This is a genomic window from Kribbella sp. NPDC050459 (assembly GCF_040655315.1).
In the GTDB taxonomy this organism is placed as follows: domain Bacteria; phylum Actinomycetota; class Actinomycetes; order Propionibacteriales; family Kribbellaceae; genus Kribbella.
This window is the reverse complement of record NZ_JBFAJQ010000023.1, coordinates 58,454-79,641: the sequence shown is the minus strand read 5'-3', so window position 1 is coordinate 79,641 and position 21,188 is coordinate 58,454. Positions and strand designations below refer to the sequence as shown.

Below are 21,188 nucleotides of genomic sequence, written 5' to 3'. Positions count from 1 at the left end.
CGCTACGACAAGTACGCCCTCACCTACCTCGGTGGCGTACTCCTCGCCGCCATAGTCACCCACCACCGCATCACCAATTAACAGACACGACCTAGATCGGGGTTACGTAGGCGCCGGAGATTCCGCCGTCGACCAGGAAAGTGTTGGCGGTGATGAAGGAGGAGTCGTCGCTGGCCAGGAAGGCTACGGCGGCGGCGATTTCTTCTGGTTCGCCGAAGCGGCCCATGGGGACGTGGATCAGGCGGCGTTGGGCTCGTTCGGGGTCTTTGGCGAAGAGTTCGGTGAGGAGGGGGGTGTTGACCGGGCCAGGGCAGAGGGCGTTGACGCGGATGCCCTGGCGGGCGAATTCGACGCCCAGTTCGCGGCTCATGGCTAGGACGCCGCCCTTGGAGGCGGAGTAGGAGATTTGGGAGGTTGCTGCGCCCATGACGGCTACGAAGGATGCGGTGTTGATGATGGAGCCGCGGCCTTGTTGCTGCATGTAGGGGATGGCGGCTTTGCAGCAGAGGTAGACAGACGTGAGGTTGACCTCTTGGACCTTGCGCCAGGCCTCCAGGCCCGTGTTCAGGATGGAGGCGTCGTCGGGTGGTGAGATGCCGGCGTTGTTGAAGGCGATGTCGATGCTGCCGTACGTGCCGAAGGCCTGCTTGAACAGGTTGTCGACTGCGGCGGGATCGGTGACGTCGGTCGGTACGAACAGGCCGCCGACCTCGTCCGCGGCGTCCTTACCCGCGGCGGGGTCGAGGTCGCCGATCACGACGTGCGCGCCCTCCGCCGCGAGCCGTCGTACCGTGGCCAGGCCGATGCCGCTCGCCCCACCCGTGACGACAGCGACCCTGCCTTCGAGCCGGTGTGCCTTGACGTCCATCTCAGTCCTCCGTGCTGATGAAGATGTTCTTGGTCTCGGTGAACGCGGCCAGCGCGTCCGGGCCGAGTTCCCGGCCGAGGCCGGACTGCTTGTAACCGCCGAACGGGGTCGAGTAACGGACCGACGAGTTCGAGTTGATCGACAAGTTCCCGGCCTCGACACCGCGGCCCACCCGCAGCGCGCGGCCGACGTCGCGGGTCCAGATCGAGCCGGACAGCCCATACTCGCTGTCGTTCGCGATCCGGAGCGCGTCCGCCTCGTCCTCGAACGGCACGACCGCGACCACCGGGCCGAAGATCTCCTCGCGGAGCGCGCGATCGGTGGCCGGCGCCAGGACGGTTGGCGGGAACCAGTAGCCAGGGCCGCTCGGTGCTGTCCCTTGAAACGCGGGATTCTCGACGTACGACGCCACGCGCTCGAGTTGTCCGGCCGAGATCAACGGGCCCATCTCGGTGGCCGGATCGCTCGGATCACCGACCCTGAAGCGCTTCACGGCGGGCTCGAGCAGCTCCATGAACCGCTCGTACGCCGTGCGCTCGACGAGGATCCGCGAGCGCGCGCAGCAGTCCTGCCCTGCGTTGTCGAACACGCCGTACGGCGCTTGTGCTGCTGCCTTCTGCAGGTCGGCGTCGGCGAAGACGATGTTCGCGGACTTGCCGCCGAGCTCGAGCGTCACGCGCTTCACCTGATCTGCGCAGCCGGCCATGATCTGTTTGCCGACCGTGGTGGAGCCGGTGAAGACGATTTTCCGGACGGCGGAATGCGTGACGAAACGGTTTCCGACAACGGATCCGTTGCCGGGCACGACTTCGAGTACGCCGGGCGGCAGACCCGCTTCGAGGGCCAGCTCGCCGAGGCGGATCGCGGTGAGTGGGGTGAGTTCGGCAGGCTTCAGGACGACGGTGTTTCCGGCTGCCAGGGCGGGGGCGAAGCCCCAGCCGGCGATCGGCATCGGGAAGTTCCAGGGGACGATCACGCCGACGACGCCGAGCGGTTCCTGGAAGGTGATGTCGATGCCGCCGGCCACCGGAATCTGTTTTCCGAAAAGGCGTTCCGGGGCGGCCGAGTAGTACGTGAGCACGTCGCGGACGTTTCCGGCTTCCCAGCGGGCGTTCCCGATCGTGTGACCGGCGTTCTCGACCTCCAGCGCAGCCAGGTTTTCCAGGTCGGCATCCACCGCATCGGCAAAGCGCCGCAACAACCGTGCGCGATCCGCGGGCGTCACATCGCGCCAGGTCTCGAAGGCGCGAGCAGCCCGATCGATCGCCGCATCGGCTTCGGCCTCGGAAGCCAGAGAGATCGTCCGGATCACCTTCTCGGTGGCCGGATTGATCACGTCGTACGTCATGTCGTGCTCCTGATCAGTGCGGTGAACAGCCGCAGGTCCTCGGGGTTCTCCTCGGGGTGCCACTGGACGCCGAGGGCGAAGGTGCGGCCTTCCACCTCGGTGGCCTCGATCGTGCCGTCGTCGGCGCGGGCGGTGATCTTCAGGCCCGGGGCGATGACGTCGAGGGCCTGGTGGTGGTAGCAGCTGCCGTCGGCGCGCTCGCCGAGGATCTGTGCGGTCAGGGTGCCGGGCTCGGTCTTCACCTCAGTGGTGCCGAAGACGGCAGGTGACGGGCGGTGCTCGTCGTGGGCGACGACGTCGGGCAGGTGCTGGTGCAGCGTTCCGCCGAGTGTCACGTTCAGCATCTGCAGGCCGCGGCAGATGGCGAGCAGCGGGAGGTCGCGGTCCAGGGCGGCCCGGATCAGGACTGCTTCGTGGTCGTCGCGGCCGGGGCGGGTGTCGACGGTTTCCGGATGCGGGGCCGCGCGGTACGAGCCCGGGTCGACATCGCACCCGCCAGCAATCACCAGTCCGTCGAGGACCTCGAGGACGGACGGATCGGTCCCGACCGGCGGTAGTAGCAACGGCACCCCTCCGGCCGCCACCACCGCCTCCAGGTACACCCGCGGTACCAGGGCAGCCTCCCGCTGCCAGATACCCCAGGTCGCCGGTTCGAGGTACGTCGTGATGCCGATGCGCGGCGTGCGACCTACCCGCGAACGGCTCGGCGGGCGTCCCACCGAATCCCCGATCACCGGCACCGCCCGGGCACACAGCAGGGGTTAACCCCTGCTGTTGGGGGTTCTTCGCTGGTGTACGAGGGGAGAACCCCCAACGGCAGGGGATAACCCCTCGACCACAGCGCCGCCCCAGCCGAGCCTATGGATCGGTCGGCCCGTGCGTATGCGGCCTCAGAGGCGTTCGAAGCCACGGGTTCGCTCCCAGTCGGTGACGGTGGCGTCGTAGGCGGCCAGTTCGACGCGGGCGGCGTTGGTGTAGTGGTCGACCATCTCGTCGCCGAAGGCCGTGCGGGCGAGTTTCGAGCCAGTGAAGAGGGCGGCGGCTTCGCGGAGGGTGGCCGGGACGTGTTCCTTGTCGGCGGACTCGTAGGCGTTGCCCTCCAGGAGCGGCTCGAGCTCCAGTTCCTGCTCGATGCCGTGCAAGCCGGAGGCGATGATCGCGGCGACGGCGAGGTACGGGTTCACGTCGCCGCCGGGCAGGCGGTTCTCGACCCGCAAGGAATCGCCGTGACCGACGACGCGCAGCGAGCAGGTGCGGTTGTCGAGGCCCCACGCGACGGCGGTCGGTGCGAAGCTGCCGTGGACGAAACGCTTGTAGGAGTTGATGTTCGGCGCCAGCAGATACGTGAACTCGGACAGGCAGGCGAGCTGGCCGGCGATGAAGTGTTCCATCAGCCGCGAGAAGCCATGAGAGCCGTCACCAGCCAGCACCGGCGAGCCGTCGTCACCGCGGAAGCTCAGGTGGATGTGGCACGAGTTGCCCTCGCGTTCGTCGTACTTCGCCATGAACGTGAGGCTCTTGCCGTGCTTGGCCGCGATCTCCTTCGCGCCGGTCTTGTAGATCGAGTGGTTGTCGCACGTCACCAGCGCCTCGTCGTACCGGAAAGCGATTTCGTGCTGGCCGAGGTTGCACTCGCCCTTCGCGGACTCGACGTACAGACCGGCGCCGGTCATCCCGTTGCGGATGTCGCGCAGCAGCGGCTCGATCCGGGACGTGCCGACGAGCGAGTAGTCGACGTTGTACTGGTTGGCCGGTGTCAGGTCGCGATACCGCTTGTTCCACGCGGTTTCGTAGGTGTCGTCGAAGACGATGAACTCGAGCTCGGTCCCGACGTACGCCTTCAGCCCGCGCTCGGACAACCGGTCGAGTTGCGCGCGCAGCACCTGCCGCGGCGAGGCGATCACCGGCGTACCGTCCAGCCACTGCACGTCGCACAGCACCAGCGCGGTGCCCTCCAGCCACGGCACCAGGCGCAGCGTGTCGAGATCGGGCGCCATCACCATGTCGCCGTACCCGCGCTCCCATGACGACATCGCGTATCCGTCCACGGTGTTCATGTCGACGTCGACGGCGAGCAGGTAGTTGCACCCCTCGGTGCCGTGTTTCAGCACCTCCTCCAGGAAATACCGTGCACCGCAACGCTTTCCTTGAAGGCGCCCCTGCATGTCCGTGATCGCCACCAGCACCGTGTCGACCTCACCGGCGTCGACCAGTCTCCGCAAATCCTCCACACCCAGCACGGCACGCTCCCGGAGTCTATTGGTCTGTCCCTGAACCATTGACTCAGTCCGGCCGGGCGATGTCAATGCGGGCCGTGGCAATGCGGGCCGTTTCCCTTGACACGTCCGGAACCCGGTGCCTCAATGAGCTAAAGGTCTGGGGGGAGACCATTGAGCCGCAGTGCTGAGGAGGCCCAGTGAGCAACGACCGCACCGACTCCGCCCCGATGACCGACGACGAGAAACGCCTGCATCAGTTGGGATACGCGCAGGAGCTGTCCCGGACGATGTCCGGGTTCTCGAACTTCGCGGTGTCCTTCACGATCATCTCGATCCTGTCCGGCTGCCTGACCCTGTACGGGTTCGGGATGAACACCGGCGGCCCGGTGATGATCGTCTGGGGCTGGCCGATCGTCGGCCTGATGACGCTGTTCGTGGGCCTCGCGATGGCGGAGGTCTGCTCGAGCTACCCGACCGCCGGCGGCCTGTACTACTGGGCCGCGAAACTCGCCCCGTCGAACGGCGCCGCCTGGTCCTGGTTCACCGGGTGGTTCAACTTCCTCGGCCAGGTCGCGGTGACGGCCGGCATCGACTTCGGCGCGGCGTTCTTCCTGAACGCGTTCCTCGACCTGCAGTTCGGTTTCAGCGCGACCCCGGGACACACGATCCTGCTGTTCGGGATCATCCTGCTGGTGCACGGGCTGCTGAACTCGTTCGGCGTGAAGCTGGTCGCCAGGCTCAACGACATCAGCGTCTGGTGGCACATCGTCGGAGTGCTGTTCATCGTCGGCGCGCTGGTGTTCGTCCCGGACAAGCACCAGTCGGCGTCGTTCGTGTTCGGTCACTTCGTCAACAACACCGGCTGGGGATCCACCTTCTACGTCGCACTGCTCGGCCTGCTGCTCGCGCAGTACACGTTCACCGGGTACGACGCCTCGGCGCACATGACCGAGGAGACGCACGACGCGGCCCGCTCGGGCCCGCGCGGGATCGTGATGTCGATCCTGGTGTCGCTGGCCGCCGGGTGGGTGCTGCTGATCGGGCTGACGTTCGCGATCCAGAGCTACGACGGCGCGCTCAGCGGCGACACCGGCGTACCGCCCGCGCAGATCTTCATCGACGCGGTCGGCATGGTCACCGGCAAGATCCTGCTGCTGGTCGTTATCGGCGCGCAGCTGTTCTGCGGCATGTCGTCGGTGACGGCGAACTCGCGGATGATCTACGCGTTCTCCCGCGACGGCGCGCTGCCCGGGTCGAAGTTCTGGCACAAGATCAACCACCGCACCCGGACACCCACGAACGCGATCTGGCTGGCCGCGGGCGGGGCGTTCGTCCTCGGCCTGCCGTACCTGTGGAACGCGACCGCGTATGCCGCCGTCACGTCGATCGCGGTCATCGGCCTCTACATCGCCTACGTCCTGCCCACCTTGCTGCGGCTGCTGCAGGGCGACCGTTTCCAGCCGGGCCCGTGGAACCTCGGCCGCTGGAGCCGCCCGATCGGCATCGTCGCGATCGTCTGGGTCGCGTTCATCACAATCCTGTTCATGCTGCCGCAGGTCAGCCCGGTCACCGGTAGCACGTTCAACTACACGCCGGTCGCGGTCCTGGTCGTGCTCGGCTTCGCGGCGGCGTACTGGTTCCTGTCCGCCCGCCGCTGGTTCACCGGCCCCAAGGTCCAGGGCACCGAGGAGGAACTCGCCGCGATCGAGCGCGACCTCGAATCCATCTGACGTCCACGCTCTTTGGGCCCCCGCCAACCGTTCTCGCAGGGGTGAAACGGTTGGTGGGTGCCCAAAGTCGCCGAAAGACCATCCGGTGCCCCGGCACGATCGTGCCGTGCTGACTGCTCGGAACCAGACAGGAATGGGTGTCAGGATGGTGGCCAGCACATTTCCTCATGTGACACTCGCCGTGTCGAACACCGATCGACTGTGATAATCGGCGAAGGTAATCCTTCGAGGAGTTGTATTGACTGACGACGAGCTGGTCGGGCGAGCGGGACTGGTCGAGCGTGCCACCAAGCAGCTCGAGACCAGCGGCAGTGTGCTGCTCTACGGCCCGACCGGTATCGGCAAGTCGGCACTCGCCCGGACCCTGGTTGCGGAGCGTGTTCGTCAGGGCTGCCGGATCCTCAGCGCGGCACCGTCCAACGCCGAGGCCGGCCTGCCGTACGTCACGCTCCTCGACCTGCTCTCCCACCAGCTCGATTTCGCCTGGCAGGTGCTTCCCGACCACCTCCGGCAGCCGCTCGAGGTGGCGCTGCTGAAGGCGAGCGCGCCGGACACGGTCCGTGACGAGCTGGCCGTTCGGCTCGCCGTCCTGCACGTTCTCCGCCGGCTCGCCACGACCGGTCCGGTGCTGATCGTCGTCGACGACATCCAGTGGGTGGACCCGTCCAGCCTCGAGGTGCTGACGTTCTGCGCCCGCCGGCTGACCGAGGGGGTGCACCTGCTCGCCACCGAGCAGGTCGCCGACGGGGACCTGCCGGTGATGGCCGACGCGTGCCCGGAGCCCGTCCTCCAGCTCGAGGTCCCGCCGCTCACCGAGCCCGACGTCCTCGGCCTGCTCCGGCAGCGGCTGTCCAGCCCGCTCCCGGTCCGTACCGCCCGGCGGATCTTCACCGCGAGCGCCGGCAACCCGTTCATGGCCCTGGAGCTCGGGCGCGCCGTACTGCGGCATCCGAAGAGCGTCTCGCCCAACGACCCGCTGCCGGTGTCCAGCCGCCTGAAGACCCTGCTCGGGGAGCGTCTGGCCACGCTGTCAACCGGCACTCACGAGGTGCTCCTGCACGCCGCGTCGTCGCCGCGCCCGACCACGACGCAGCTCGCCGCGTCGCTCGGCCGCCCGATCGACGCGGACCTGGCCGAGGCGGAGACCCTCGGCCTGATCGACATCTCCGCCGAGCGGCTCCGGTTCACCCATCCGCTGCTCCGCGAGTTCGTGTACGCCGAGGCCACGTCGGCCGCCCGCCGCCAGGCCCACGCACAACTCGCCGCCGCGGTGGACGAACCGGTCGAGAACGCGACCCACCGCGCCCTCGCCACCCAGGAGGCCGACGCGGCGCTGGCCGCGGCCATCGAGGAAGCCGCCACCGTCGCCGCCGGACGAGGCGCGCCCGGTGCGGCCGCGACCCTGTGGCGCCTGAGCGCGGACCGTACGCCGTGCACGCAGCCGGATGAGCGTGCCCGGAGGCTCACCCGCGCGGCCGACGACGCGGCGGCGGCGGGGCATCTGGCGGAGTCGTCCGACATGGCGCGTCTCGCCGTACAGACCGCGACCCTGCCGGCGACCAAGGTTCCGGCGCTGCTGCTCTGCGCGGATGCCGTCTGGCCGGAGCGGGACCGCCGCGTCGAGCTGCTCGCGGAGGCCTTCAAGGCGGCCGCGGGGGACCAGCGGCTCGAGGCGCGGGTGCGGATCGAGCGCAGCCACAGCCACTACTTCGACCGCAGCCTCGACGATGCGCAGGAGGACGCCCGGATCGCCGAGGCGCTGGCGCGCGAAGCCGGTGACACCGAGGCGGTCGTCGACGCGCTGAGCGCCGCCAGTTCGGTGCTGATCGCCCGCGACGCCGAGCAGTCCGCGGACGCCGTACTGTTGCAGGCCGCCGAGCTCGCGAAGGGCCTGCCGCTCACCAAGGCCACGGTGAACGCGCGCCAGATGGCCGCGATGCAGGAGCTGTTCCGCGGCCGGACCGCCGAGGCGATCACCGGTATCACCGCGCTGGCCGACGAGGTCCGCGACCACGGCGCGATGCGCTGGCTGGCGTCGGTCCTGATCTCGGCGACGGCGATCTACGAGCGCAGCGGCCGGGGCGCGGACGCGCTCGCCGCGGGGCACGAGTGCTACCAGCTGATGCGCGACATCGGCGACGAGGCCGAGGTCGGTCTGATCATCGCCAGCCGCGCGGAGTGGGCGGGCGGTACGGCGGCCATGGGCCGCGAGCTCGCCGACGCCGCGCTGGACGAGGTCCGCCGGATCGGGAACGACGAGTGGACCGGCCCCGCGCTGGCCAGCCTCGGGATGCTCGGTGTGCTGACGGGCGACCCGCAGCGGGCCGTGGAGGCGTTCGACGCGATCGCGGAGTCGGGGGAGGCAGCGATGCCGTGGGACCCGGCGGTCATCCCGTGGCACGCCGACTACGCCGAGGCCCTGGTCGCCGCCGGCCGGCTGGACGACGCGGCGACGCTGATCGCCGAGATCCGCACCCGCGCCGAGAACCTGGACCGCGGTGTCGTCAAGCTCGGCCTGGATCGCGCCGAGGCGCTGCTGATCGCCAAGCAGGGCGACCCGGCCGCGGCACTGGAGCTGCTGGAGAAGGCCGTCGGTACGGCGGGAGACCGGGTCTACCCGCTCGATCTCGCGCGCTGCGAGCTGACCCGCGGCCGGATCGCGCGGCAGGCCCGGCGCCGCTCGGTGGCGCGCACCGCGTTCCTGGACGCGATCGAGCAGTTCGAGGCGTACGGCGCACCCGCCTGGCGCGAGGTCGCCGAGACCGAGCTCGCGCGCCTCGACGTACCGAGCCGCAGCCGGCTGCCGTCGGAGCTGACCGACAACGAGCAGCAGATCGTCTCGATGGTCCGCGACGGCTCCACGAACCGGGAGATCGCCGCGGCGCTGTACCTGTCGGTGAAGGCGGTCGAGTCGCAGCTGACCCGCCTGTACCGCCGCTTCGGCGTGGCCAACCGGACCCAGCTGCTCCGGATGGTCGACCGCCCGAGTCAGAATGGCTGAGTGAAACTCGAACGGAAACACGCCGTCGTCCTGCTCGCGATCGCGGCCTGGAACGTCATCACCTATGTGCGCTTCATCAAGGCGCTCGTCGACACCGAGGACCGCCCGACCGGGTACTACGTCGCGCACACGATCCTGATCGTCGTGAACCTGCTGATCGCGGCGCTGCTGGGCACTTGGGGTGTCCGCGCCTACAAGGCGGCTAAGGCCCCGCAAAGCTCGTCGGTGTGACCCCGAGCACCTTCTTGAAGTGCCGGTTCAGGTGTGACTGGTCGTAGAAGCCGGCCAACGTCGCCACCTCGGCTGCCGGGCGCCCGTCCAGCAGGTACCGCCGCGCGAGGTCGACCCGCCGCCCGGTCAGGTACCGGTGCGGCGGCATCCCGAACTCCCGGCTGAACGCCCGCACCAGATGCGCCGGGTGCGCGTGCACGATCCGGGCGGCATGCTCCAACGTGAGCCCGTCCGCGACATGGGCGTCCAGCAGGTCCCGCAGCCGGCCCGCCACACCGGCGTCCCGCAGCCGCTTGGCGACGTCGGCGCTGCCGCCCGGCTCTCCGACCTGGCGCGTGAGGTGCTGCTGGATGCGCTCCTCGATCAACGTCAGCCGGCTCTGGGCCTCCAGGTCCTCTCGTCCGTCACTGAGCACCCGGTGCAGCTGGTGGATCCGGTGCCGCAGCAGCGCGTCGACGTACTCGGGCTGGTCGACCGCCGCACCGATCAGGTCGGGGCCGCCGAGCCGGTTCGGCGCCAGGTACAGAACACGTTTTCGGAAGCCGCCCGGAAACACCGAGCGTCCGTCGTGCGGAACGTGCGGCGGCAACAGCGAGACCTGTGCCTGCGCGAGCCCGTGCTCATGCCGATCGAGGTCGTACCGGACGGCGCCCTCGTCGACGATCAGCACCGTCCACGCGTCGTGCGTGTGGCTCGGGTACGCGTGCGACGGGAAATGGGCGTGCAGGACCTCGACGACGCCGGGCAGACCGGGCCGCCACGCCCGGACCTCGGCGCGACCGCTCATAGTCAGAACATACGCTGCTGCGTGTGAAGGTCTATGTGAGTGCGGACATGGAAGGCATCACCGGAGTCGTCGACGCGGAGGACGTCCAGCCGCCGGGCCGCGATTACGAGCGCGCCAGGGTGCTGATGACGGAGGACGTAAACGCCGCGGTCCGCGGTGCGTACACCGCCGGCGCGACCGAGGTACTGGTCAACGACGCGCACGGCCCGATGCGCAACCTGCTGCCCGACCTCCTCGACCCGCGCGCCCGCCTGATCAAGGGCCGCCCGAAGCCGATGGGCATGATGGAGGGCCTGACCCCGGAGTACGACGCGGCGCTCTGCGTCGGGTACCACGCGCGCGCCGGCGTCCTCGGCGTGCTCAGCCACAGCTTCATGGGCCACGAGATCGAGGACATCTGGCTCGACGACGAGGTCACCGGCGAGATCGGCCTGTTCCACGCGGCCGCCGCGGCGTACGGCGTACCGATCGCCCTCCTGACCGGCGACGACACCGCCTGCGACGAGATGAAGGCGTGGGACCCCGCGGTGGCGACCGTCCCGGTCAAGTTCGCCAAGGACCGCTTCGCAGCCCAGTTGGTCCCCGTCACCGAGGCCCGCGAGGCGATCGAGTCGACAACCGCCGACGCCCTCGCCAACCTCGCACACCCCACCCGCCCCACCGGTCCCCGAACAATGGCCGTCCGCTGGCAGTCCGCCTCGGTGCCCTCCCACCTCACCGCCATCCCCGGCGTCACCCGCCGCGACGACCGCACCGTGACCCTCGAAGCAGACATGCTCCAGCTCTACCGGCTGTTCAACCTGTTCCTCCGCGTCTGCTCGGCAGTGACGTCGAATCCGCCGTACTGCTGAAACTGTCGGAGGTCGTCGGTAGCTTTCGGGGACTCGACGACCTGGGGGTGGGAATGACAGCGACAACAGTTCCGGCCAATCTCGAATCGGCCCTGCGATTGGCGCTGAAGCCGATCGCGGACGGAGACGCGGACCTGCACGAGGACCTGGTTTCCTACGTGCTGACGGGTGCCCGGCAATCGTTGCTGGGCAGACTCGGCGGCTACGACGTGACCTGGAAGCTCGGGGTGATCGCGCATGGGGAGCCGGCCGAAGAGGCCGCCGTGAAGCGTTTCTTGGGAGGTCTCGCGGAGCTGCCGATCGAAGTCGTCGGCCGTTGGGCGACTTTGCTGGGCACGGCACTGACCAACACGTCCCACTACTTTCCGCGTGACATGGCCGGCCAGCCGCCGTGGATCGGTGCGCTGCTGTTGCAGTTGGGCAACCTCCCGGCCGTGTTCAGCCACGAACGCTTCGAAGAACTCCTGGTCGCGGCCGGCCTCGATCCCGCCACGATGCTGCTGATCGCCTTCGAGATCCCGGCCGGGCACACCGGGTACTTCCCGGACCATCGCGTCTCCGCCGTCGTTCACCTCCCCGGGTACGAGGACGCGGTGCGGCGGAATCTCCCGGCGCTACGGGCCGGGCTGACGCTCGACAAGGTCGCCCATCAGCAGTCGGCGCTGCCGTTCTTCACGCACCTCTCGGCGGAGCTGCAGCAGGAGCTTGCCCCGGAGTTGGCCGGCGTCCTCGCGTCCTCCAACCGGCAGGTGCGGACCGACGCGCAGCGGTTCCTTGCGGTCGATGGCGTACTGGGGGAGCTCCGCGTGCTGGCCGAGAAGGGCAAGCCGGAGCAGCGCATCGAGGCGCTGAAGTTGCTTTGGGCAACAGACGACGAGGAGCAACGGCAGTGGGCCGAGAAAGTTGCCGGCGCCGATCGGGCGGCCAGTGTCCGCAAACTCCTGGACACCTGGGCCTTTTCCGCGCAGGAGGAAGCCTCGGTGCCGGACATTCGTCCTGTCGACCTGCGGGTTCCCGTCACCGACGAGTTGCGATCCATGCTCGGCGCGCTGTGGGTCCACATCATGCAGGGGAACCACACCTTCGCGGGCAGCGGTGACGAGCTGAGCCTGACCGAGGACGATCTGCGGCAGGTGCTGACGACGCTCGAGACTGGGGTGCCCTGCGAGATCGTCAGGCGGCGAGTGCCACAGAACTGGCTGGCCCTGGTGCTGGGGGAGCACGCGGCCGAGATGGGGCCGATCGTCTCCACCGTGGTGCTGGCCCGGACCGGCGTACTGATGGCCGGCTGGAACCATCTGCTCACCGAGCAGGCGAGCGGGTTCTACAACAGCTTGTTCCAGGAGACGGGGCATCCGACGCTGCTCGAGCTCGCCCTGATCCTCGACGCGATGGGACTCGACGGCAGCGCGCTCGTCGCCGACCGGTACAAGCGCAGCTACAACGGGCTCGCGACCCACTGGCCGGACGAGGCGGTGGCTCCGTTCGTGAGGCATGCGTTGCCGCACTTCCTGGAGATGCTGGAGATCAACGGCGACTACTACATGCACGACGACATGCCGTTCCGGGCGTTGGCGACGTTGCCGACGCTGCCCGGGGAGGCGGTCGAGGCGCTGACCAAGATCGCGCTGCGGCCGCAGAAGGGCAAACGCCGTGCTGCGCAGGACATGCTGGCTCGCATCGACGGGTTCGAGGAACGGCCGGTCGCGGCGCTGAAGGACACCAAGGCGGAGGTCCGTGCCGTTGCGGCGCAGTGGCTTCAGCGGCTGCGGTACGAACCCGCCGTACCGGCTCTCGAAGCAGCGATCGCCAAGGAGAAGAACGACGTCACCACCGGCGCGCTCCTGGACGCGCTCGAGAGTTTCGGCCGGCCGGTCGAGAAGTACGTCGATCGCGACGGCCTGCGAAAGGACGCCGGGAAGGGTTTGGCCAAGGGGCTGCCCAAGGGTCTCGAGTGGATGCGCTGGGACCTGCTGCCGAAGGTGCACTGGGCAGACTCGGGCGACGCGGTGCCGCCCGAGGTGCTCAAGTGGCTGATCGCCCAAGCGGTGAAGGCGAAGTCGCCGGAGCCGAATGCGTTGCTGCGCAAGTACTGCGGGATGTTCGACCCCGCGGAGCGGGAGGAGTTCGGGCAGCACCTGCTGGAGACGTGGCTGGCGCAGGACGTCGTACCGATCAGTCAGGAGGAGGCGCATCGGCTGGCGTCGGAGGCTGCGACCTGGCAGCACAGCTACCTGACCAGATACCCGCAGCAGAACGCGAGCAGCCCGCTCGCCGGGATGAACCTGGCCCAGATCACCGCGTACCTCCTGCCCCGGTTCGCCTCGCGGCCGGCCGGGTCGGCGATCGCCTCCAAGGGTGTGCTCGCCGTCGCCGCGGCCTGTGCCGGTGAGCGCGCCGCCGCGCCGGTCGGGCGGTACCTCAAGGAGTGGTACGGCACGCGGGCCGCGCAGGGCAAGGCGCTGATCGCGATGCTTGCCTGGATCGAGGACCCGAGCGCGATTCAGCTGATGCTGTCGGTCGGCTCGCGGTTCCGGACGAAGAGCTTCCAGGACGAGGCGACCCGGCAGGCCGAGGCGCTCGCGGAGCGGAAAGGCTGGACGATCAACGAGCTCGCCGACCGCAGCGTTCCGGTGGCCGGCCTCGACGAGGACGGCCGGATCGACCTGTCGTACGGCGATCGCGTGTTCACCGCCGTACTGCAGCCGGACCTTACCGTCGCGTTGCTGTCGCCGGAGGGCAATAAGCTCAAGGCGCTGCCCGCGGCGCGGCAGACCGATGACGCCGACGCGGTGAAGGCGGCGAAGAAGGCGTTCTCGGCCGCCAAACGTGAGCTGAAGGCCGTCGTCCAGTTGCAGACCGACCGGTTGTACGAGGCGTTGTGCACGGAGCGGACCTGGCCGTTCGAGGACTGGCAGCGGTACCTGAACGGCCATCCGATCATGCGCCGGCTGCTCCAACGGCTGGCCTGGGTCGCCGACGGCAAGACCGTGTTCCGGCCTCTCGACGACGGCTCGCTGACCGACGTGGACGACAACGAGGTCGAGTTCAGGCCGGACGCCGTGGTGCGGATCGCGCACGACACGGTGCTCGACGAGGACACCGTGCGCGGCTGGCAGCAGCACTTCGACGACTACGAGATCGTGCCGCTGTTCCAGCAGTTCGGGAAGGGCATCTTCAGGCTGCCCGCCGAGCGCGCCGACACCCAGGTCCTGAACGACTTCGAGGGCCACCTGGTCGAGGCGTTCGCGTTGCGCGGGCGGACCGGGAAGCTCGGCTACACCCGCGGTACGGCGCAGGACGCCGGCTGGTTCTACGAGTACGAGAAGCGCTTCCCGACGCTCGGCCTGGTCGTCGAGGTCGGCTTCTCGGGGAACCCGTTGCCCGAGCAGAACCGGACGGTCGCCCTGGGCGCGGTCCGGGTGCTGCGGTCGGCCGACGGTCCGGGCATCGGGACGGTCGTGCGGCTCGGCGACGTGCCGTCGGTGCTGCTCTCCGAGGTCTACAACGACGTCCGGCTGATGGCCTCCGACGGTCCCGGCTTCGATCCGGACTGGCAGCAGAAGACGGAGTACTGATGACCAACGCAACGATCCTGCGGGAGCCGGCCGAGGTCGTGCACGCCGCGGAACTGGAACGGCTCCGGGCGGCGGACACCGCCACGCGGCCGGCCGGGTGGCAGCTGTCCCCCCGGGCGGTGCGGGCGTTCGTACTCGGCGACCGCGATCTCGACGTACGGCAGAAGTTCTACGGCGACGACGCGCTGGTGGACCGCTGCGTGGTCACGCTGATGAGCAACCGGGGCCTGCTCCTGGTCGGCGAGCCCGGGACCGCGAAGTCGATGCTGTCCGAACTCTTCGCGGCGGCGATCGGCGGCGACTCGACCTGCACGATCCAGGGCACGTCCGGCACCACCGAGGACCAGATCACCTATTCGTGGAACTACGCCCTGCTGCTCGCCGAGGGCCCGAGCCGGCGGGCGTTGGTGAAAGGCCCGATGTACGTCGCTGCGGAGCAGGGCAAGCCGTGCCGGTTCGAGGAGGTCACCCGCGTCCAGCCGGAGATCCAGGACGTGCTGATCGGCGTTCTGTCGGACAAGGTCATCCATGTCCCGGAGCTTTCCGGCGGTGAGGCCGCGGTGTTCGCCGAGCGCGGGTTCAACGTCCTGGCCACGGCGAACCTGCGCGACCGCGGCGTGCACGAGATGTCCAGCGCGCTCAAGCGCCGGTTCAACTTCGAGACCGTGCGGCCGATCGCGGACCGGCGGCTGGAGGAGGCGCTGGTCAAGCAGCAGACCGCGACGCTGCTCGCGCAGTCCGAGATCGAGACCCGGCTCACCGACGACGTGGTGAGTCTGCTGGTCACGGCCTTCCACGACCTGCGGGAAGGTGTCACCGCGGAGGGCACGGTGATCGAGCGGCCGAGCGCCGTGCTGTCGTCGGCGGAGGCGGTCGCGGTCGGGTTCGCCGCCGGTCTCGACGCGCAGTACTTCGGTGACGGCACGGTCGGTGGTGAGCACGTGGCCCGGCAGCTGATCGGGACGGTGCTGAAGGACAACCCGGACGACGGGAAGAAGCTGCGGCACTACTTCGACGTGGTGGTCAAGCAGCGCGCGAATTCCGACCGCCAGTGGCGCCGCGTCCTCGACGCCCGCCGGGAACTCGACCGCTGAGGGCTCCGATGGACGCGGGGGAGGTGCGGGACCTGGCGGCCGAGCTGGTCCGTGACGACCTGGTCGTCGTGCCGGTCCGGCACCACAGTCCCGCGTGCGCGCTGCTGGTACGGCGTCTCATCGAGGAGCATCGCCCATGTCAGGTGCTCGTCGAAGGACCGCGCGCCTTCACTCCGCTGATCCCGCTGTTGACTCATGCGGACGCCGAGATGCCGCTGGCCGTCTATACCTACGCGGCGCGTGACGCCGATCGCTGGGCGGCGTACTACCCGTTCTGCGACTACTCACCCGAGTTGGTCGCGCTGCGGGACGCTGCCGCCGCCGGCATCCCGAGCCGCTTCATCGACCTGGATCTGGCCGAGCAGCAGCTGGTGGAGCAGGTGCCGCAGGAGATCGGCGAGGAAGGCGCGTCACTTCTCGACGAGCGGCACTTCCGGCACAGCGAGAGTCTCCGGCTGCTGGCGAAGCGGCTCGGTTGCGCCGATGACGAGGACCTGTGGGAGCTGCTGTTCGAGTCGGACGCGCCGACGAGCGGCACGGCCGAGCAGATCGCCCGGATGGCGGCGTACTGCGTGATGGCTCGTGCGGATCGCAGCGAGCAGGACCTGGCCGCGGACGGTACGACGGCGCGCGAAGCCGAAATGGTGTGGCATGTCCGCGAGGCGCTGGCGACCCGGAGCGCGGACGACGGGCCGGTGCTGGTGGTCGTGGGCGGATTCCATGCGGTCGCATTTCCTGCCCTGCTGGCGGACCCGCCCGCTCGACCGGCAATCGACGTCCCGAACGTCTCGGGTGACTCGGCGCTGATCCGCTACACGTTCGAGCGCCTGGAGCGGCTCAACGGGTACGGCGCCGGGATGACGTCGCCCGCGTGGCACCAACGGCTCTGGTCCAATCTCGTCGATCCACCGGCCGGCCAGGATCCGCGCGTCGCGGCGACGTTGACCGCGCTGCTGGACATCAGCGCCGAGCTGCGGGACCGGCATCGGTTGCCGTTGCCGCTGCCCTCAGTGGTGGCCGCGTTCGAGCAGTCGTTGCGGCTGGCCGCACTGCGCGAGCGCCCGGCGCCGCTGCGCAGCGATCTGCTCGACGCCGTGCTCAGCTGTTTCGTGAAGGGCGATGCCGACGTCGAAGGTGTGCTGGTCCGCGCAGCGAGCACGTACACGCTGACCGGCGACGCGATCGGCAGACTTCCACCGGGCGCCGGGCGGACACCGCTCGTCGAGGACGCCCGGCAGCGCCTTCGGCAGCAGCGGATCCGGGTCGACGACCTCGGCCGCCAGTCGACCTCGCTCGACCTGTACCGCAACGCCGCCCATCGCGAGACCTCACGGCTCCTGCACGGCCTGGCGATCCTCGGGGTGCCGTTCGCGACCCGGACCGCCGGCCCCGACTTCGTGCACGGCACCGGCCTTGGCCGCCTGCACGAGAAGTGGGACTACAGCTGGACGCCGCTCACCGAAGGCGCGCTGGTCGAGGCATCGATCTATGGTTCGACCGTGCCGACCGCGGTGACGACGCGGTTCGCCGAGCTCCTTGCGGAACGCCGTACGACGACCGTCGGCGCTCCGGAGGCGGTCGCGCTCCTCGCACAAGCCTGCGTGGTCGGGCTGCACGACCGGGTCGGCGAGACGCTGGAGCTGGTGGGGGCGAGCGTCGCGGCGGACGCGTCGTTCGCGGCGGTCGGAGTCGCGGTCACGCAACTCGCCCTCCTCTGGGAAGCCCGTGAACCACTCGAGGCGCGCAGGCTCGGCGAGGTCCCGGCCTTGGTGCGTACGGCGTACCAGCGGGCCGTCTATCTCGGCCGGCAACTCGTCGGCGATCCACGACCGACTGCGGACGCGCTGGTGCGGCTGCGCGATCTGCTCGTCGCCCAGACGGGTGGTGAGCTCGACGCCGATCTGTACTGGGACCTCGTGGACCGGATCGCCGCGGGGCACGCCGAACCGTTCGTCCAGGGCGCGGCGGCCGGGATCGCCTATTCCGCGGGCCGTTCCGCCGCCGACGAGGTGGTCACCCGCGTCGCCGGGCACCTGGCCGGCGGGGTGTCGCCGGTGGCCGGAGTCGCGTTCGTGTCGGGATTGCTCCTGACGGCCCGCGAGGTGGCCTGGCAGGAGCGCAGTCTGCTCGCCGAACTCGATCGCCGGTTGACGGGGTGGGATCAGGCGACGTTCGTCCGGCACTTGCCCGAGCTGCGGCTCGCGTTCGCGGATCTGACGCCGGTCGAGACAGATCGGGTTGCGAAGCTGGTCGCCTCGCTCAAGGGCCTGCCGGATCTGGGCTCGCTGACGATCGCGAGCGCCACTGCCGAACAGGTGCAACGCCGCTTGCAGATCTCCGAACAGGCCCGGGCGCTGCTCGAACGTGACGGCCTGAGCGGGTGGTCGGCGTGAGCGCGGACGTCGAGCGGTGGCGCCTGGTGCTGGGCCGGTACGCGAACGGGCAGCTCGGGTCCGCGCCCGCCGGCAGTGCCCAGGCCCGGATGGAGGCCGCGCTGGATTTCCTGTATGGGCGTGAGTACGGCGGTCGCGGCGTCCGTGGCGGCGACGGTTCGCGGCCGGACCAGCTGCAGCCGGGCGGGAGCGGCGCGTCGGCGCCGGCGCTGGTCACCTGGCTGTCCGAGGTCCGCGAGCTGTTCCCGCGGGAGACTGTCGAGATCGTCGAGCGGCACGCCCTCGACCGGTACGGCCTGACCGAGCTGATCACCGATCCGGAGTTGCTCGAGCGGATGGAGCCGGACGAGGATCTGCTGAAGACCCTGCTGATGCTCAAGGGGCATCTCGGCGAGGAGACGCTCGCCGTCGCCCGCCGGATCATCCGCCAGGTCGTCGAGGAACTGCGCCGCCGGCTCGAGCTGGAGATCCGCGCCGCCCTCGCCGGGCGGCTCAACCAGCACCGGCACTCCCCGCTGAAGGTCGCGGCCAACTTCGACCCGCACGGCACCATCCGCCGGAACCTGAAGAACTACGACCTCGAAGGCCGGCGGATCGTGCTGGCCGATGTGCTGTTCTTCGAGCGGAACGCGCGCCGGCTGCCGTGGGACATCATCGTCTGCGTCGACCAGAGCGGCAGCATGGCCGGCTCGGTCATCCACAGCGCAGTGATGGCCGGTATCCTCGCCGGACTGCCGGCGTTCCGGATCCGGCTGGTCGTGTTCGACACGTCGGTCGTCGACCTGTCGGCGTACGCCGACGACCCGGTCGATGTCCTGATGCGGGTGCAACTCGGCGGCGGCACCGACATCGCCAAGGCCGTCCGGTACTGCGCTCAGCTCGTCGAGAACCCGCACCGGACCGTGCTCGTCCTGGTCACCGACTTCTGCGAGGGCGGTGCACCGACCGATCTGATCAGGGCTGTCCGTGGCCTGGCCGAGGCCCGGGTGAAGTTGCTCGGGCTGGCGGCGCTCGACGGGGCCGCGGAACCCTTCTACGACAAGGCGATGGCGGGCCGGCTCGCCGACGAGGGCATGGAGATCGCCGCGTTGACACCGGGACAGCTGGCGTCCTGGCTGGTCGAGGTGACCGGATGAGCATCAAGCCCGGGCTGACCGCCGTGCTCCGGCGGTACGACGACGACGCCTGGGCCGCTCTGGCCTCCAAGGGCCTGCTGCGCCGGGCCCGCAAGGACCTCGAGCAGCAGTCGCCGTCGATCGTCGCCGACGGCCCGGACTCGCTCCAGGTGGCGCTGGGATCGGCGACGGTGACCTTCGACGCGACCGGGCCGACCGGCGCGACCTGCAGCTGCCCGAGCGGCTCGACCTGTCAGCACATCGTCGCCGCCGGACTGTGGCTGACCGACGACGGTCCCGAGGAGGAGCAGGTCGGCGAGGACCTGCTGCGGATCACGACGGCCGAGCTGAAAGCGTTCGCCGGTACGGCGGCGTACCGCTGGGCCCGTGAGTACGTCGAGGATCTGGACCCGGAGGACGGGATCCGGATCGAGCAGGGGCAGCATCTGGTGCTGACGCTGTCGAGTCCACGGATCGGTTTCCGCTGGATGGGCGGCGGACTCGATGGACTGGTCGCGGACGGCAAGCTCGCGTCGCTGGAGAAGTACCGGATCGCGGTCGTCCTGGCCTACCAACGGGCGAGCGGTCTGGAGCTGGAGCCCATCGAGCGCCGGGCAGTGGCGCCGAGGGCCGATGGCGAGGGCCGCGTCAGGCTCCGAGCGGCCGTCGAGCGATTGCTGTGCGACACCGTCCAGCTCGGGGTCGCCCATCTCTCGCCGTCCCTGTATCAGCGCTACGAGACGCTCGCCGTCTCGGCACAAGGAGCCGAGTACTACCGGCTCGCGGGCCTGCTCCGCGGAATGGCCGGGCAGATCGAGCTGACGCTCGCCCGTTCGGCACAGGCCGACGAACAGACGCTGCTCGAGCAGTTGGCGACCGCGTACGCGCTGGTCAGCGCCTTGGGAGAGCTCGGCGATGTGCCGCGGCTGGTCGGCTCCGCACGTGGCCGCTTCGAACAGGCCGGCAGGCTCGAGCTGGTCGGCCTCGGCGCGTTCCCCTGGCGGACCGCGTCCGGCTTCGCGGGGCTGACCGTGGTCTTCTGGTCGGTCGACGACAAGCGACCGGTGACCTGGACGGACAGCCGGCCGAGCAGCCTGCTCTTCGACCCGCGCGGCCGGTACACCGCGCCCGGCCCGTGGGACGGCCTGCACAGCCCGTCGGACGCGACCGGCGCCCGCGTGAAGCTGACCGGCGCCCGGCTGACCTCGACCGGCCGGCTGTCCGGCGTCGAGAGCACGCACGCCTTCGCCGATCCGCTGACGGGCGTCGCGATCGCCGCCGCCGTACCTGTGGCCGACAGGTGGTCGGCGTTGCTCGGTGGGCGGCTGCTGAGCTTGCTCGAGCGGGAGGGCCCGCAGCGCGAGTGGGCAGTACTGCGCCCCGCCGCGTTCGCTCCGGCGTACTTCGACGAGGCGATGCAGCGGCTCGAATGGCCGGTCACCGACGGCGAGGGCGACGTCCTGCCGCTGTGCGTGCCGTACTCGGCGGAGACCAGCCATGCGGTCGACGGGATCGAGTCACGTCCGGAGCCGGCGCCGGGCACGTTGGTGGTGGCCAGAATCAGGCGCACCGCGGGGGGACTGACCGGTGAACCGCTCAGCCTGATTCACCCCGATCGCCCCGCCGGGGATGCCGTCGAGGCGCTCCATTTCGGTGCGGGGGCGCCACGACGGCGCCGTACGGCCGGACAGCTCTCGATCGCGCCCGCCAGCGCGCAACCGGCCCAGTTGGTGGACCTGCGCGCTTGGCTCGTCCGGCAGGCCGAGCGCGGCACCGGGGCGGCCTCGGCCGGTGCGTTCAACCACGAGTTGGACAGACACCATCAGGCGCTCCGGGCGGCGGGGTTCAACGTGTACCCAACCGGCTGCGGGGCCGAGCCGCCGGTCGCGCTGTTGCGATCCTTCTACCTGACCCTTCAGGTCACGGAACTGCTGACCGGCGGTTAAGAACGTACAAGACCGCTGCCCGTGGTC

The 21,188-nt window shown here is 69.7% G+C and carries 14 protein-coding genes; 9 read left to right on the top strand and 5 right to left on the bottom strand.

Translation table 11 applies throughout. The features are described 5' to 3' along the window. Positions 1-91 precede the first annotated feature (91 nt). The 4 genes from AB0I12_RS41855 to AB0I12_RS41840 all read right to left on the bottom strand — a co-directional run bounded on the left by AB0I12_RS41855 (position 92) and on the right by AB0I12_RS41840 (position 4,447). Positions 92-868 carry a 3-oxoacyl-ACP reductase gene (locus AB0I12_RS41855; protein WP_359941851.1) on the bottom strand — a complete coding sequence of 259 codons (777 nt, stop codon included), beginning with the start codon at positions 866-868 and terminating at the stop codon, positions 92-94. Position 869: 1 nt separating this feature from the next. Continuing rightward, entirely contained in the window at positions 870-2,216 is a 1,347-nt protein-coding gene (locus AB0I12_RS41850; RefSeq protein WP_359941849.1) for an aldehyde dehydrogenase family protein, read from the bottom strand. After that, positions 2,213-2,935 carry a gamma-glutamyl-gamma-aminobutyrate hydrolase family protein gene (locus tag AB0I12_RS41845; protein WP_359941846.1) on the bottom strand — a complete coding sequence of 241 codons (723 nt, stop codon included), beginning with the start codon at positions 2,933-2,935 and terminating at the stop codon, positions 2,213-2,215. The genes AB0I12_RS41850 and AB0I12_RS41845 overlap by 4 nt, the downstream gene beginning before the upstream one ends. Positions 2,936-3,106: 171 nt before the next feature. Next, positions 3,107-4,447, bottom strand: coding sequence for a glutamine synthetase family protein (locus AB0I12_RS41840; protein WP_359941843.1), 1,341 nt, complete (start codon positions 4,445-4,447; stop codon positions 3,107-3,109). 185 nt (positions 4,448-4,632) lie between these two features. On the opposite strand from AB0I12_RS41840, the gene AB0I12_RS41835 reads away from it, so the two are divergent. From AB0I12_RS41835 to AB0I12_RS41825, 3 genes are all read left to right on the top strand, one after another. Continuing rightward, complete coding sequence (locus tag AB0I12_RS41835) at positions 4,633-6,165, top strand: amino acid permease (protein ID WP_359941840.1); 1,533 nt, start codon at positions 4,633-4,635, stop codon at positions 6,163-6,165. Between the two features lie 238 nt (positions 6,166-6,403). Then, positions 6,404-9,166 (top strand): AAA family ATPase, encoded by a 2,763-nt coding sequence (locus AB0I12_RS41830; protein ID WP_359941837.1) that lies wholly within the window; start codon positions 6,404-6,406, stop codon positions 9,164-9,166. After that, positions 9,167-9,397, top strand: coding sequence for a hypothetical protein (locus AB0I12_RS41825; RefSeq protein WP_355696278.1), 231 nt, complete (start codon positions 9,167-9,169; stop codon positions 9,395-9,397). It begins immediately after the preceding gene. Here AB0I12_RS41825 and AB0I12_RS41820 read toward each other — a convergent pair. After that, positions 9,369-10,184 (bottom strand): AraC family transcriptional regulator, encoded by an 816-nt coding sequence (locus AB0I12_RS41820; protein WP_359941834.1) that lies wholly within the window; start codon positions 10,182-10,184, stop codon positions 9,369-9,371. The genes AB0I12_RS41825 and AB0I12_RS41820 overlap by 29 nt on opposite strands. Positions 10,185-10,207: 23 nt before the next feature. Here AB0I12_RS41820 and AB0I12_RS41815 point away from each other — a divergent pair, with 23 nt between their 5' ends. From AB0I12_RS41815 to AB0I12_RS41790, 6 genes are read left to right on the top strand one after another with little or no spacing between them, the layout of a single operon-like run. Next, positions 10,208-11,035 carry a M55 family metallopeptidase gene (locus AB0I12_RS41815; protein ID WP_359941831.1) on the top strand — a complete coding sequence of 276 codons (828 nt, stop codon included), beginning with the start codon at positions 10,208-10,210 and terminating at the stop codon, positions 11,033-11,035. 53 nt (positions 11,036-11,088) lie between these two features. Beyond that, positions 11,089-14,613, top strand: a complete 3,525-nt coding sequence (locus AB0I12_RS41810; RefSeq protein WP_359941829.1) for a DUF4132 domain-containing protein — start codon at positions 11,089-11,091, stop codon at positions 14,611-14,613. After that, a complete protein-coding gene (locus AB0I12_RS41805; protein WP_359941826.1) occupies positions 14,613-15,707 on the top strand; it encodes an AAA family ATPase in 1,095 nt (364 codons plus the stop codon). Before AB0I12_RS41810 ends, AB0I12_RS41805 begins: the two co-directional genes overlap by 1 nt. Positions 15,708-15,715: 8 nt before the next feature. Then, positions 15,716-18,100: a DUF5682 family protein gene (locus AB0I12_RS41800; RefSeq protein WP_359941823.1), complete on the top strand. Its 2,385-nt coding sequence runs from the start codon at positions 15,716-15,718 to the stop codon at positions 18,098-18,100. Further along, entirely contained in the window at positions 18,097-19,236 is a 1,140-nt protein-coding gene (locus AB0I12_RS41795; RefSeq protein ID WP_359941820.1) for a VWA domain-containing protein, read from the top strand. The genes AB0I12_RS41800 and AB0I12_RS41795 overlap by 4 nt, the downstream gene beginning before the upstream one ends. Further along, positions 19,233-21,161 (top strand): SWIM zinc finger family protein, encoded by a 1,929-nt coding sequence (locus AB0I12_RS41790; protein ID WP_359941817.1) that lies wholly within the window; start codon positions 19,233-19,235, stop codon positions 21,159-21,161. Before AB0I12_RS41795 ends, AB0I12_RS41790 begins: the two co-directional genes overlap by 4 nt. The last annotated feature ends 27 nt before the right edge of the window (positions 21,162-21,188 follow it).

Bases quoted from the DNA above. Each gene is read 5' to 3' on its own strand.
- AB0I12_RS41855 (WP_359941851.1), bottom strand. From the start codon at position 868: ATGGACGTCAAGGCACACCGGCTCGAAGGCAGGGTCGCTGTCGTCACG.
- AB0I12_RS41850 (WP_359941849.1), bottom strand. From the start codon at position 2,216: ATGACGTACGACGTGATCAATCCGGCCACCGAGAAGGTGATCCGGACG.
- AB0I12_RS41820 (WP_359941834.1), bottom strand. From the start codon at position 10,184: ATGAGCGGTCGCGCCGAGGTCCGGGCGTGGCGGCCCGGTCTGCCCGGC.
- AB0I12_RS41810 (WP_359941829.1), top strand. From the start codon at position 11,089: ATGACAGCGACAACAGTTCCGGCCAATCTCGAATCGGCCCTGCGATTG.
- AB0I12_RS41805 (WP_359941826.1), top strand. From the start codon at position 14,613: ATGACCAACGCAACGATCCTGCGGGAGCCGGCCGAGGTCGTGCACGCC.
- AB0I12_RS41800 (WP_359941823.1), top strand. From the start codon at position 15,716: ATGGACGCGGGGGAGGTGCGGGACCTGGCGGCCGAGCTGGTCCGTGAC.
- AB0I12_RS41790 (WP_359941817.1), top strand. From the start codon at position 19,233: ATGAGCATCAAGCCCGGGCTGACCGCCGTGCTCCGGCGGTACGACGAC.